Genomic DNA, 13,693 nt, shown 5'->3' with positions numbered 1-13,693 from the left:
TCACATGGGTTCCTTCAAAGCTAATGGCCATGAGGGAAATGCAAGACGTATCCTGGAAGCGCTACAAACGTTATTCTGGTCGACGGCTACCCGTTCTGAGATGACGCTGATAAACGACGGGTTATTCTCACGCATATAACAGGTGAATAATTTTATGGTAATCGAAATATTCAGAGAATAATCCAAAAATTTTCCCACATATAGCAGGTTATAAATACCAACAAACAAAACAATTGCGCTACAAATAACCACTAAAGTTAACCATTATGCTTGCTGAATGGAGTCAGCATTTTTGAATCGGGAGGAAGATCACACAAAAGACACCCACTAATGGGTATGCTGCCTTCACAGTGTTAAACAGAAGATGTGGAATGAACCACCGTCACCCACGGAGAAGAGAGGAGATTACGCCACCGCTGGCCACAGCCCTTTCAGGCAATGAGTAGGTTAACCATGCGTTCAGCCACGAATGCGATGCCGTTATCTATACTTAGTGTTTTGCAATAATGATTTGGCTACAAATGGTTTGTCAGATCATTGCCTGAAAGAGTTTAACATTATTAGGAGAGCATTATGGCCGTAACAAACGTTGCTGAACTTAACGCATTGGTTGAACGCGTCAAGAAGGCACAGCAGGTCTTCGCCAATTTTACTCAAGAGCAAGTCGATCAAATCTTTCGTGCCGCCGCCCTCGCCGCCGCTGACGCCCGCATTCCGCTGGCCAAAATGGCAGTAGCGGAATCGGGTATGGGTATAGTGGAAGACAAAGTGATAAAAAACCACTTTGCTTCTGAATATATCTACAACGCTTATAAGGATGACAAAACCTGTGGCATTTTGTCAGAGGACGACACCTTCGGCACCATCACCATCGCCGAACCGATCGGATTACTGTGCGGTATTGTCCCAACCACAAACCCGACCTTTACCGCCATTTTCAAAGCACTTATCAGTTTGAAAACCCGTAATGGCATCATCTTCTCGCCGCACCCGCGCGCCAAGAATGCCACCAATAAAGCCGCAGACATCGTGCTTCAGGGCGCCATCGCTGCCGGCGCGCCGAAAGACATTATTGGCTGGATTGATGAGCCTTCCGTAGAATTGTCCAACCAGCTAATGCACCATCCTGACATCAATATGATCCTCGCCACTGGCGGTCCCGGCATGGTAAAAGCCGCCTACAGTTCCGGCAAACCTGCCATCGGGGTGGGCGCTGGCAATACACCGGTAGTGATCGATGAAACGGCGGATATCAAACGCGCTGTTGCCTCGATTCTGATGTCGAAAACCTTCGATAACGGTGTGATCTGCGCATCTGAACAGTCGGTGATTGTGGTGGACAGCGTTTACGACGCAGTGCGGGAACGTTTTTCAACCCATGGCGGCTATCTGCTGCAAGGTAAAGAGCTCGAAGCTATCCAATCGATTATTTTGAAAAATGGCTTGCTCAACGCGGCGATTGTAGGTCAGGCCGCGCCCAAAATCGCTGAAATGGCACGGTTTTACCGTGCCCGCAGGTACTAAAGTCCTGATTGGTGAAGTGGTTAACGTGGATGAGTCAGAACCCTTTGCCCACGAGAAACTGTCGCCAACGCTTGCCATGTACCGCGCCAAAGATTTTGACGACGCCGTCGTCAAAGCCGAAAAATTGGTCGCCATGGGCGGTATCGGTCATACCTCGTGCCTATATACCGATCAGGATAACCAGTTAGCACGCGTCAACCACTTCGGGGTGATGATGAAAACCGCGCGTATTTTAATCAATACGCCAGCCTCTCAGGGCGGTATCGGCGATCTGTACAACTTTAAGCTGGCACCATCGCTGACCTTGGGCTGTGGGTCCTGGGGCGGTAACTACATTTCAGAAAACGTCGGGCCCAAACACTTGATTAACAAGAAAACGGTAGCCAAGCGAGCTGAAAATATGTTGTGGCACAAACTTCCGAAATCCATCTATTTCCGTCGTGGCTCCTTGCCAATCGCACTGGAAGAAGTGGCCGAGGATGGCCACAAACGCGCCTTTATCGTGACTGACCGTTTCTTGTTTAATAACGGCTATGTGGATCAAATCTCCTCGGTGCTGAAACAGCACGGAATGGAAACTGATATTTTCTTTGAAGTAGAAGCCGATCCGACGCTGAGCATCGTGCGCAAAGGCGCGGAACAGATGCAAGCGTTCAAACCTGACGTGATTATCGCACTCGGTGGCGGCTCACCGATGGACGCGGCCAAAATCATGTGGGTCATGTACGAGCACCCGGATACCCATTTCGAAGAGTTGGCCCTGCGTTTTATGGATATCCGTAAACGTATCTACAAATTCCCGAAAATGGGTGTAAAGGCGAAGATGATTGCCGTTACCACCACCTCCGGCACCGGTTCTGAAGTAACGCCGTTCGCCGTAGTAACGGATGACGCCACAGGGCAAAAATACCCGCTGGCTGACTATGCGCTCACGCCTGACATGGCGATCGTGGATGCAAATCTGGTGATGAACATGCCAAAATCCCTGTGCGCCTTTGGCGGCCTGGATGCGGTTACCAACTCACTGGGAAGCCTACGTATCTGTGCTTGCCAACGAATATTCCGACGGGCAAGCGCTACAGGCATTGAAGCTGCTCAAAGAGAACCTGCCAGCCAGCTACCGTGACGGTGCGAAAAATCCGGTCGCGCGTGAACGCGTTCACAACGCCGCCACCATCGCCGGTATTGCCTTTGCCAACGCCTTCCTTGGGGTCTGCCACTCCATGGCGCACAAGCTGGGTTCTGAGTTCCGCATCCCGCACGGTTTGGCCAATGCCCTGTTGATCGCTAACGTCATTCGTTATAACGCAAACGACAACCCGACCAAGCAAACCGCATTCAGTCAATACGATCGCCCACAAGCGCGTCGTCGTTATGCTGAAGTGGCCGATCACCTGGGGCTGAGTGCACCCGGTGATCGCACCGCGGCGAAGATTGAGAAGCTGTTGACCTGGTTAGATGAAATCAAAACTGAACTGGGCATCCCGACCTCGATTCGCGAAGCGGGCGTGCAGGAAGCTGATTTTCTGGCGAAAGTGGACAAGCTGTCTGAAGATGCCTTTGACGATCAGTGTACCGGTGCTAACCCACGCTATCCGCTGATCGCTGAGCTGAGCTGAGCTGAGCTGAGCTGAGCTGAAACAGATCATGCTGGACACTTACTATGGTCTTCCGTATACGGAAGGTGTTGAAGAAGAGAAAGCACCGGCCAAAACCGAGAAAAAAGGTAAAAAGGCTAACTAAGAAGCGATAACACACCCTTGCCTTTAAGGTAAGGGTTTCTTCCTTCCCCCAGCGATGCACCGCTTCGCTGGGGTTTTTTATCCGCCTATTTTCTATCTGCCGATATTGACGCGTGGGTTAATCCCAATGCGCTTTTGTAATGTTTGCGGCAGACTGACACATAGCGCTCATTGCCGCCGATCACCACCTGTTCACCTTCACGCAGCGGGTTGCCCTGTGCGTCAAGCCGCAGCACCCTATTCGCTTTGCGCCCGCAATGACAGACCGTTTTCAACTCGATCAGCTTATCCGCCCAGGCGAGCAAATACTGGCTGCCGGAAAATAATTCGCCCTGAAAATCAGTACGTAGACCGTAACACAGCACCGGAATATCCAATTCATCGACAATGTCTGACAGCTGGTTCACCTGCTCGCGGGTTAGAAACTGACACTCATCGATTAATACACAGTGCACAGGCTGCTCACGTTGTGCATTAACCAACAAGGTAAACAGATCAGTTTGTAAATTAAACACCAAAGCTGGGGCGGAAAGTCCAAGACGAGAGCTGACCCGCCCGATACCATCACGGTGGTCTATTTCAGCCGTTAAAATCAGCGTCCTCATCCCCCGTTCCTGATAGTTATAAGAGGACTGTAATAATGCGGTAGACTTTCCCGCGTTCATTGCCGAGTAATAAAAATAAAGTTGTGCCATGTTTATAACCCCAAAAGAGCGCTTTACCCGCGCAACGCGCGGCGGCGCATTGTATCATATTTTAATAATCGGCGTGCTAGCTTGTCTATGAAGCTCCACGTGCCGTAAGAGACAACACGTCGGGATAGTGACGCCATCACCGCCACAATGGCGTCGGTAATCGCCGTATATAAGGCAATGGGCATTCCTATACTCAGGTAAACATTAACAGCATGAGCGATATTTAACGTAAATAATTAGCATTGTATGATATCGACCCAAACGAGGTGAAATCGCCCTCTTCTGAGTAATGGAACGAGTAACTTGATTTGTGTTTATCGACGCTGACAAAAGGTAAACGTTTCGGGTATAAAAAATGCTTATATCGCATCCTGTCGGCATCGCCGCTGACCGTTTTAACGCAACGTGCGTAGTAATACTCAAGTAACAAGTATTTCATTTGTTAACAACGTGGTTTTATTTACCTTAGTGGCAACGTAATATCGGTTTTAAAAACGCCATTTTTTAACAATCTTACAAATTTGACTATTGCAGAAAATAAAATAGCCATCTATTATTACCCTACATACGCCACCAATAATATTATTTGAGATTATCACAATGAGCGAAGCACTAAAGATTCTAAACAACATCCGTACTCTGCGCGCCCAAGCGAGAGAATGCAGCCTGGATACTTTGGAAGAAATGCTGGAAAAACTGGAAGTCGTTGTCAATGAGCGTCGTGACGAAGATAATCAGGCTCAGGCAGAAATCGAAGAACGTACCCGTAAATTACAGCAATATCGTGATATGTTGATTGCTGATGGCATCGACCCGAATGAACTGTTGCAATCTTTGGGTGCAGCAAAAACACCTGGCAAAAGCAAACGCGCTGCGCGCCCGGCAAAATATCAATATACTGATGAAAACGGCGAAGCAAGAACCTGGACTGGCCAAGGCCGCACTCCTGTCGTGATCAAGAAAACCATTGAAGAGCAAGGTAAATCTCTGGACGATTTCCTGCTATAATTCCCAATCGGAATTGCTGTGCTTATTTAACAAAAAACCCCGTTTAACGGGGTTTTTTATATCCATTTTTCGTGACGCCCCGCGAAACACAAGGCAAAGCGCCATCGAATCAGGTTATTTCACATCATTTTCATTAACGGTTTCATTAAGCCATGCGGCAAAATCATTACCCAGCGTATTGTGACGCAGGCCGTATTCTACAAATGCACGCATGTAACCCAATTTGTTTCCGCAGTCATGACTTACACCTTTAAGGTGGTACGCTTCCACGGTTTCTTTTTCCATCAACATGGCAATGGCATCCGTTAATTGGATTTCATTACCCGCTCCCGGCGTTGTTTTTTCCAGCAGAGACCAAATATCAGCCGAAAGTATATAGCGACCGACAATAGCCAAATTAGAAGGTGCCTCTGACGCCTTGGGTTTTTCCACTACGCCCACCATCGGTGCACTGTCTCCAGGCTGTAATGTCTGCCCCTTGCAATCAACAACACCATAGCGGCTGACCTCTTCAACCGGTTCAACCATAATTTGGCTTTGACCAGTTTTAGAAAAACGAGACAGCATTTCACTCAGGTTGTCTTTCTTCAGATGGGATTCAAATTCATCAATGATAACGTCGGGCAAAATAACAGCGACGGGTTCATCCCCCACTAAAGGGTGTGCGCACATGACAGCGTGCCCCAACCCTTTCGCCAGTCCCTGGCGCACTTGCATGATGGTGACATGTTTCGGGCAAATAGACTGAACTTCTCCCAACAGTTGACGCTTAACGCGCTTCTCCAGCATCGCTTCCAGCTCAAAACTGGTATCGAAGTGGTTTTCAATGGAATTCTTGGATGAGTGTGTAACTAAAATGATTTCGTTCAAGCCTGCGGCAATACACTCATTGACGACGTATTGAATGAGCGGCTTATCAACCAGCGGCAACATTTCTTTTGGAATCGCTTTTGTTGCCGGCAGCATCCGAGTCCCTAGACCTGCGACGGGGATGACCGCTTTTTTAACTTTTTTATTCACCGTTGACATAACAACCTCTGATATACCGTTCAAATAATGAACTTTATTGCCGGGTTTAATTCGTGGTACACTAGCCTGTTCGGCCAGAGACGACACCCGGTAAACGCAATGGCTATGATAAAAATAAAACAACGCTTTATATAGTAGGAAATAAAAATTAATTACGAAAGCGAAGAGTATGCAACAAATTGCATGATGAACGCCTATCAGACTATTCCGTAGGCCTCATCACACAGCGTAAGCTTTCAATCTGTTGATAACATCAGCCGTAAGCGTCCACCGCGCCCCCAGACCTGACATTCAAAAGCGGCGCACTCATAGTTTAATTGGTTAAGATATGCTCCATCGAGGGTGCCGAGCGGAATACCATTGTTTAACACCAACTGCTCCTCTCCTGCGTTCAGCATGGCATGCAAACCGGCTGAAATAAGGATGAGCCGTTGCAATCCTCGGTGATAGTAACCCACCAGCAGCGGGAAACGCCCATTAAGATTGGCCTGGCGCAGCAATTGGTTGACCTGTCGCAACAAGACAGGCAATTCTGGTAGGCGGTGTTGTTGGTTAGCCAGATGCTCTTGTAACAACCCGTTAAACAGTGTGCGCAGCAGCAGAGCTGCCAGCGTGCCGTTATTGTTCACGGCTTGCGTCACATCTAGACAATAGAATGCCAAGTCATCATCAGACAACGCGGCAATATCCAATACCAGCCCCGGTTGTTCCAATGACGTCAATTGACGGTAACGCACGCCGCAACCGGCCATTTTTTGTTGCACCGGAGGCTGTAGCTGCGCCAGCAGTTTATTGACCGCATCTGGCGATTGATTGAGTGAATCCATGTCCTCCATCAACTGCTCAACTTCGCTCAGTTGAGAAGTAAACATATCGGGATACATGCAGGTCATCACGGCTTCGCGCAAGAGTGCATAATCGCGGATAGGTTTAAGCATCACGTCCTGCACGCCCAGGCGCAGCACTTTGGCAACATCCCCCATCTGACTGGTGGCAGACACCACCAGAATGGGCGTGCGATTATCTTGCAACCGGAGCATTTCAACGAACTCAATGCCCCCCATTAGCGGCATTTCCAAATCGCACACGATCAAATCAGGGCGATAGTTTTGCATTATGGCTAATGCATCCACTCCATTGACAGCTTCACGCACAGATGCACCCAGCGATGTCAGATAGCCAGCGATCAAGGAACGAAATACCGCTTCATCTTCAACAATCAAAATGTGCTTATCTGTTAATGGCTGACCCATTGATGACCTCATACGTCAACTTCATGCATATTCCCTCGCGTTGTTCGGCATTAACCCCTGCCACTCTACATTTTTACCCTTGTTGATACTTATCAGGCGCTGCTACTCCACTAGCCTGCGTCTCGGTTTACCAGCAGTTGTAATTCATCTTGTTTTTTCTCCACAGCCAGTCGCCCTGCGGCAATCGCCTCTTGCGCACGGTGAAAATCCAGCGTGGCAATTTGTGGACAATAGGGCTGCACCACCACATCAGGCGGATCGCCAGCCATACGATGCATTTTTAAACGGTTTTCCAGCACCTGAATGGAGGCCGTCATGATATCCATCGCTGAAGGTGCACGGTTGGCACTCTGGCGTTGCAACCCCATGGACAAGCGCTGCCGGAGCTTGTGCTGCCAGTTGAGCGGCGTAGAATCCGCGTGCGTCTCTTCAGCCATCGCGGCCACGGACAGCATGTCGTCATGCCACAGGGTCGCGTTATACTGCAAATCCACAGCAATCACAACGTCAGCGCCCAGTGCGCGAGCCATAGAAACCGGCACCGGGTTCACCACAGCACCATCAACCAGCCAATAGGCATTGTGTCGCACTGGCGCAAGCAACCACGGCATACTGCATGAGGCGCGGATCGCATGGTGCAGATCTCCCTCGGTAAGCCGCAGTTCTCTCGCCGTTGTCAGGTTGGTGGCCACTGCCCCGAACTTGATAGCACATTCGTCGATCTGCTGGGTACGCAAGATGTGTCGCACCTGGTTAAATACCCGATCGCCGCGCAATAACCCGCCACGTTGCCAGGAGAGATCCATCAGGCGAATCACATCCCAATGATGAAACCCACTCACCCAGCGCGCCATGGCATTCAAATGATTGGTGGCATACGCTGCCCCCACCAAAGCGCCCACCGAACAACCCGCTACCACATCGATAACAATACCCATTTCAGTCAATGCCTGAATGACACCAATATGAGCCCATCCTTTCGCCGCACCCGATCCCAGCGCCAAACCAATCTTTCTTTGCCTCATGATACCCTTCTCATCTCGCTATTCATTTTAGCGGACATTGCCACTCACCGAGATTGTTAGGTAACATATCGCCACGACGTTGAGTTATTTTCACGCAAATATCGATATTTTTTAATTTTTTTTACTGTTCGTCATACAATCAGGAGTTACCGTGCCGCGAAGCTGTCCCTGCGGGAGTGGTAAGCAGTATACCGCATGCTGCCTTCCCTATCTGCAACGCACCGACATTGCACCAACACCAGAAGCATTAATGCGTTCACGCTATTGTGCTTACGTAGCCCATGACGTTGATTATCTTATCGCTACCTGGGATCCTGCGCTTCATCCCGAAAAATGGCGTACTTCAATCACCAAAAGCGCTCAGGATACGCAGTGGCAACGATTGAATGTGCTGGCTGCCAGCCCAGGACGCGATACGGATGAAGGTTATGTTGAATTCGCTGCGCGCTATACCGACACCTCGCAGCCAGAGCGTACATCGCTGATGCGCGAGCGCTCACGATTCCTTCGCCGCCTCGATCGCTGGTACTATGTAGATGGTGTGCATCTGCAAACTGGCAGAAACGATCGCTGTCCGTGCGGTTCGGACAAAAAATACAAACAGTGCTGCGGGCGTGGATAGGCGCGTAGTGTAAGGCAAAAATGTAACCCGGTGGCATGCTTCCCCTTATCGCGGCGATAAATCGCACGAACGTGGCAGCTTTCGGGGATGATGACAGACGATTTTGGACAGGGTTCTTATTTCCATGCAATCCCAAACGATGCAATCTCAGGCAATACAACGAAAAGTGTTGCGTACCATTTGCCCCGATACAAAGGGACTTATCGCAAAAATTACCAACATCTGCTACAAACACGAATTAAACATTATGCAGAACAATGAATTTGTCGATCACCGCACCGGGCGCTTTTTCATGCGTACCGAATTAGAAGGGATCTTCAATGATACTACGCTGTTGGCTGATTTAGACGGCGCGCTGCTGGAAGGCTCCGTGCGCGAACTGAGTGATGCAGGCCGCCGTCGTATCGTGGTTCTGGTCACCAAAGAAGCGCTTTGTCTGGGCGATTTGCTGATGAAGAGTGCCTACTGTGGCCTGGATGTGGAAATTGCCGCCGTGATTGGCAACCACGATACGTTGCAGACACTGGTAAGAACGTTTTGATATCCCGTCCCATCTTGTGAGCCATGAAGGGCTCTCACGAGAAGCGCACGACCAGTTGATGATTGAGCAGATTGATGCGTACAAACCGGATTACGTGGTATTGGCCAAATATATGCGCGTTTTGACGCCTGCTTTTGTGCAGCACTATCCAAATCAGGTGATTAACATCCACCACTCGTTCCTGCCTGCGTTCATCGGTGCACGTCCATACCATCAGGCCTATGAGCGCGGCGTGAAGATCATCGGTGCGACCGCCCACTACGTGAACGACAACCTGGATGAAGGTCCGATCATCATGCAGGATGTGATCAACATGGATCACACCTATACAGCCGATGACATGATGCGTGCAGGCCGCGACGTCGAGAAAAACGTCCTGAGCCGCGCCCTTTACCGCGTGCTGGCACAACGAGTTTTCGTTTACGGTAATCGCACCATTATTCTTTAAGCCGCTGTTTTTCCACTCAACCTTGAGTGGAAAACCCGCAAGGCGCGTGAAAAAACGGCAAACAAACGCGTTTTTTTGCGTTCAGGCTTTACAGGGGCGTCGCATTTGATATTATGCTCCCCGCTTACCAAGAAAGCGCACAATCAGTTAGGCCATGGTGGGGTTCTCGAGCGGCCAAATGGAGCAGACTGTAAATCTGCCGTCACGGACTTCGAAGGTTCGAATCCTTCCCACACCACCATCTCGCAGCAGCTATTTCACCATGTTGTTTCCACGGTTCATTTTACTTCCTAACTGACACCTGAATTTTCCCTGTTATCCTTATAACGCTTTTTGCTCATGGTATTTACCGTACTCTTTTTTATAGACAAAAGAGCCAGACAGCATGAACAAAGTCAGCACGGCCAATATAACCAGCGTCAACTCTGCGCCCATGAATCCTAGAGAATAACCGGCCACCAGGCTACCAACACCGGCACTGATTTTCACCAACGTCCCGCTCACCGCAGAAATCCTTGCCGCCAGTTTGAGCGGCATCTCCTGAAGAGTGAATACGTTATAACTGACATTCCATACCCCTCCCATAATGGCTTTAAAGACAAACAACACAAAGATCGACACAGGATCGGTGAAAACAAGAAATCCAAAGAAAACCAGCACCCGGGCCAGGTTTACAAAGAGAACCAACTGCCTGAGCGACAATATATTAATCACTTTACGTGAAATAAAGCTGCCGATAAGACCGCCCGCCCCCAGGCCAGAAAGCACCAGGCCGGTTATTTCAAAGACGGTATTTTGCGCTTTCAGGCTCCATATCACGGTCAGATAGAGAATCGGATGCAAAAAATTGTTAAGCGCTGTCAGAGCAACGATGACGGTAAACAGTTTATTGTCTCGCAACCAGCGGAATGCCTGTTGAATATCCGCGCCCATCGAGGAGTGCACGGGGTTTGCTGTCTGTGGGACATCGATACGAATCAGAAACAGCAAGAGCACGGCTAACAGCGAAAAGAGCAAGTTGACAGAATAAAGGAAAAAAACATTCACGGAAATCAGATACCCACACAACGCAGGCGCAACAAGCTGAACCGCTCTGGTTCTGATCTCATAGGTTGACAAGGCCGACGTGGGGGCGTGTCCCTGAATCAGTCCCTTGATTACCACAGGCTCAGCCACTTCAGTAAACACGGTAAATACACCGTAAGCGAGTGAAACAGCCATAATCCACAGGAAACTGGCATCGCGCGACAAGGTGAGCAATAGGATAAATAACGCTAAACAGAGAATGCGTCCACACTCACTGCACTTTAGCACATTGATCTTATTTGATTTCTCTATGAGCGGTGATGATATTATTTTGATAAAAATCACCGGACAATAAAAAGCAAACACACACCAGCTAATATGCACAGGGTCAAGGTTGAGACTCAACTCCAGCAAAGGTAGCGTGATATGGTAAATCTCGATTCCCAGCAGTGAAAACGCAGAACTCGCGACAAAAACGTTAAAGTTGTTCTTCATAATATCCAGATAGCTGAAGACGATCAGATCCGTCTGCCACAATTGTTATTTGTTATGAAGAAGCAACGTTACACCGTTTTATTCACAATTACGGTGCGGTTCACCACATCTCTCAGGCTTTTCCTTTCCAACTGCCCGGCGAGTAGGAAAACACCGGCAGTTGCCATGACCACCGGATCGCCGCCAGACGCAACGAGAGCCCCAAGGTAAAGGACACCAGCAGATTAATATCGTGGTTGATCTGTAACGCTTTCAGCCCGAGATAAAGCAGCGCCACCAGCAGTGATACGCTGGCATAGAGCTCCTTTCTGAGCACCATCGGCGTGCGGTTACAAAAGATGTCACGCAGAATATCACCGAAGATCCCGGTGACAATCCCGGCCATAATGACCACGGTAAAGGAGTAGTTCAGCTTCTGCGCCACATTGCAGCCAATAATGGTAAAGGCAATCAGCCCCATGGTGTCAAGGATCAGGAACAGTCGATGCAAGTGATGCATGATACGGGCAATTACGATAGTGAACAGGCCTGCACCAATCGTCAGATAGATATACCCCGGGTGTTGCGTCCAGCCGATGGGATAGTTGCCGAGCAAGATATCACGAACGGTGCCACCGCCCAGTGCGGTGATAAAAGCGATCATCGCCACACCGAAAATATCCATGTTCCTGCGTCCGGCGGCCAATGCGCCAGACATGCCTTCTGCGGTAATTGCGATCAGATAGATGTAAGTAAGCACACAAGTTTTCCTGTGAAATGTGCCTCTCCCCCTGTCCGTTTTACCTGAGAGTTTATGCAGCTCACGCTGCTTGCCCCTTCGGTGGGTGGCCACGCCGATAAACAACGTGCACACCGCTCTCCAGTCGGCGTATAAACAAAGTGCAGTAAGGTGGCCTGAGCGATTATGGGAGTTTGCGCCTTCGGCGGGTCGCGCGTTGTGCGGTCCTCTCTCCTGCGAGTTGCGAAGTATAAGGGCTTACTATCGCTACTTCAACCTTCCGTTCGCTCGCCAGACCTCGATATCATCCACCGTGCATCGCTGGCGTGACCTTTGCCTGTTTTTTCTGATACCATCTGCGTCACAATTTCCTGATATGACAGTGACGATGAAAGTTGTTTCTTTTAATATCAATGGGCTGCGTGCCAGCCCTCACCAACTGGCCGCTATCATCGCCCAGCATCAGCCGGATATCATTGGCTTGAAGGAAACCAAAGTCCACGATGATATGTTTCCCTTCGAAGAGATACGCAAGCTCGGCTATCAGGTCTACTATTACGGGCAAAAAGGCCATTATGGCGTCGCGCTGCTGTGTAAAGAGACACCGATTGCCGTGCGCTACGGCTTTCCAACCGATGAACCCGATGCGCAGCGACGCATCATCATGGCAGATTTCGCCACGCCCGCAGGTACGCTGACCGTTATCAATGTCTATTTCCCACAGTGAGAGAGTCGCGACCATCAGGTAAAATTCCCGGCCAAAACGCGCTCTTATGCCGACTTGCAGACCTATCTGGCGCAACATCACACCCCGGAGCAACCGCTGATTGTCATGGGGGATATCAATATCAGCCCGACGGATCTGGATATTGGCATTGGCGAAGAAAACCGTAAGCGCTGGCTACGCACCGGTAAGTGTTAATTTTTACCTGAAGAGCGTGAATGGATGGCGCGCTTGCTGGGATGGGGATTGGTCGATACCTTCCGCGCACTTGCGCCAGACACTACCGATCGCTATTCCTGGTTTGACTACCGCTCTGCCGGTTTTGACGACAATCGCGGCCTGCGAATTTATGTGATCCTCGCCAGTCAGGCATTGGCGGCGCACTGCACGGCGAGCGATATCGATTACGACATACGCGGTATGGAAAAACCGTCCGACCAAGCGCCGATTTGGGCCACATTCTCCGGTCTGTAACACCTTGTGATGGCAGCCGCACGCGGCTGCCCCACCTTGGAAACCGTTACTGTTTAAGCACCTGCCAGATCAGATTATTCGTCCCCAGCGTTTGCCTGTCGCGTACACACTGCAACAACACGCCTTCCGTTCTCACCACCGCGCCTTCGGTATAATTACGATTCTCGAACACGCAGCAACGCATACAGTTGTTTTGCGGCTCTCGCCGCGCCGAACCGTTGTTATCGCCCCAAATCACACTGGGCGGTACGCCAACCACGATATCCGTATTCCCCCGAGAGGGCGTGGTCACCGCTGTGGATTGCGCCCACACGGGCAGAGAGACCAGCGCGCTGACAAACAACATCACCTGTGATGATTTCATCCGTT

General features: G+C 49.9%; 9 protein-coding genes, 3 pseudogenes and 1 riboswitch. Of the genes and pseudogenes, 5 read left to right on the top strand and 7 right to left on the bottom strand.

Annotation, left to right across the window (positions count from 1 at the left end; genetic code table 11):
• The first annotated feature begins 573 nt into the window (after positions 1-573).
• Positions 574-3,267: pseudogene (adhE, locus tag JZM30_RS24265) on the top strand (bifunctional acetaldehyde-CoA/alcohol dehydrogenase).
• Positions 3,268-3,352: 85 nt separating this feature from the next.
• On the opposite strand, the gene JZM30_RS03355 reads toward adhE, so the two are convergent.
• Positions 3,353-3,961, bottom strand: coding sequence for a thymidine kinase (locus JZM30_RS03355; protein ID WP_252317564.1), 609 nt, complete (start codon positions 3,959-3,961; stop codon positions 3,353-3,355).
• A 600-nt stretch (positions 3,962-4,561) separates the two neighbouring features.
• On the opposite strand from JZM30_RS03355, the gene hns reads away from it, so the two are divergent.
• Positions 4,562-4,969, top strand: coding sequence for a histone-like nucleoid-structuring protein H-NS (gene hns / locus JZM30_RS03350; RefSeq protein ID WP_252317563.1), 408 nt, complete (start codon positions 4,562-4,564; stop codon positions 4,967-4,969).
• A 114-nt stretch (positions 4,970-5,083) separates the two neighbouring features.
• On the opposite strand, the gene galU is transcribed toward hns, so the two are convergent.
• The 3 genes from galU to rssA all read right to left on the bottom strand — a co-directional run bounded on the left by galU (position 5,084) and on the right by rssA (position 8,276).
• Positions 5,084-5,998: a UTP--glucose-1-phosphate uridylyltransferase GalU gene (gene galU, locus JZM30_RS03345; protein ID WP_252317562.1), complete on the bottom strand. Its 915-nt coding sequence runs from the start codon at positions 5,996-5,998 to the stop codon at positions 5,084-5,086.
• A 236-nt stretch (positions 5,999-6,234) separates the two neighbouring features.
• Positions 6,235-7,251 (bottom strand): two-component system response regulator RssB, encoded by a 1,017-nt coding sequence (gene rssB / locus JZM30_RS03340; RefSeq protein ID WP_252317561.1) that lies wholly within the window; start codon positions 7,249-7,251, stop codon positions 6,235-6,237.
• A gap of 110 nt (positions 7,252-7,361) precedes the next feature.
• A complete protein-coding gene (gene rssA / locus JZM30_RS03335) occupies positions 7,362-8,276 on the bottom strand; it encodes a patatin-like phospholipase RssA (protein WP_252317560.1) in 915 nt (304 codons plus the stop codon).
• A 151-nt stretch (positions 8,277-8,427) separates the two neighbouring features.
• Between rssA and JZM30_RS03330 the strand changes: the two genes are divergently transcribed.
• Positions 8,428-8,898, top strand: a complete 471-nt coding sequence (locus tag JZM30_RS03330; protein ID WP_252317559.1) for a YchJ family protein — start codon at positions 8,428-8,430, stop codon at positions 8,896-8,898.
• Between the two features lie 139 nt (positions 8,899-9,037).
• Positions 9,038-9,887: pseudogene (gene purU, locus JZM30_RS03325) on the top strand (formyltetrahydrofolate deformylase).
• Between the two features lie 321 nt (positions 9,888-10,208).
• On the opposite strand, the gene JZM30_RS03320 reads toward purU, so the two are convergent.
• Both JZM30_RS03320 and JZM30_RS03315 read right to left on the bottom strand, forming a co-directional pair.
• Entirely contained in the window at positions 10,209-11,408 is a 1,200-nt protein-coding gene (locus JZM30_RS03320; RefSeq protein WP_252317986.1) for an MFS transporter, read from the bottom strand.
• Between the two features lie 112 nt (positions 11,409-11,520).
• Entirely contained in the window at positions 11,521-12,147 is a 627-nt protein-coding gene (locus JZM30_RS03315) for a trimeric intracellular cation channel family protein (protein WP_252317558.1), read from the bottom strand.
• Between the two features lie 133 nt (positions 12,148-12,280).
• A riboswitch (glycine riboswitch) is annotated at positions 12,281-12,373 on the bottom strand.
• Between the two features lie 141 nt (positions 12,374-12,514).
• On the opposite strand from JZM30_RS03315, the pseudogene xthA reads away from it, so the two are divergent.
• Positions 12,515-13,324, top strand: a pseudogene (xthA, locus tag JZM30_RS03310) (exodeoxyribonuclease III).
• A gap of 46 nt (positions 13,325-13,370) precedes the next feature.
• On the opposite strand, the gene JZM30_RS03305 reads toward xthA, so the two are convergent.
• Positions 13,371-13,688, bottom strand: coding sequence for a DUF1496 domain-containing protein (locus tag JZM30_RS03305; RefSeq protein ID WP_252317557.1), 318 nt, complete (start codon positions 13,686-13,688; stop codon positions 13,371-13,373).
• Positions 13,689-13,693 lie beyond the last annotated feature (5 nt).

Source organism: Candidatus Symbiopectobacterium endolongispinus (assembly GCF_018777385.1).
Lineage (GTDB): Bacteria > Pseudomonadota > Gammaproteobacteria > Enterobacterales > Enterobacteriaceae > Symbiopectobacterium > Symbiopectobacterium endolongispinus.
This window is presented reverse-complemented; position numbering and strand designations above follow the sequence as displayed.

What these genes read in the sequence shown, in the direction of transcription:
- rssB (WP_252317561.1), bottom strand. Translation starts at nt 7,251, where the DNA reads ATGGGTCAGCCATTAACAGATAAGCACATTTTGATTGTTGAAGATGAA.
- JZM30_RS03320 (WP_252317986.1), bottom strand. Translation starts at nt 11,408, where the DNA reads ATGAAGAACAACTTTAACGTTTTTGTCGCGAGTTCTGCGTTTTCACTG.
- hns (WP_252317563.1), top strand. Translation starts at nt 4,562, where the DNA reads ATGAGCGAAGCACTAAAGATTCTAAACAACATCCGTACTCTGCGCGCC.
- rssA (WP_252317560.1), bottom strand. Translation starts at nt 8,276, where the DNA reads ATGAGGCAAAGAAAGATTGGTTTGGCGCTGGGATCGGGTGCGGCGAAA.
- JZM30_RS03355 (WP_252317564.1), bottom strand. Translation starts at nt 3,961, where the DNA reads ATGGCACAACTTTATTTTTATTACTCGGCAATGAACGCGGGAAAGTCT.
- galU (WP_252317562.1), bottom strand. Translation starts at nt 5,998, where the DNA reads ATGTCAACGGTGAATAAAAAAGTTAAAAAAGCGGTCATCCCCGTCGCA.
- JZM30_RS03305 (WP_252317557.1), bottom strand. Translation starts at nt 13,688, where the DNA reads ATGAAATCATCACAGGTGATGTTGTTTGTCAGCGCGCTGGTCTCTCTG.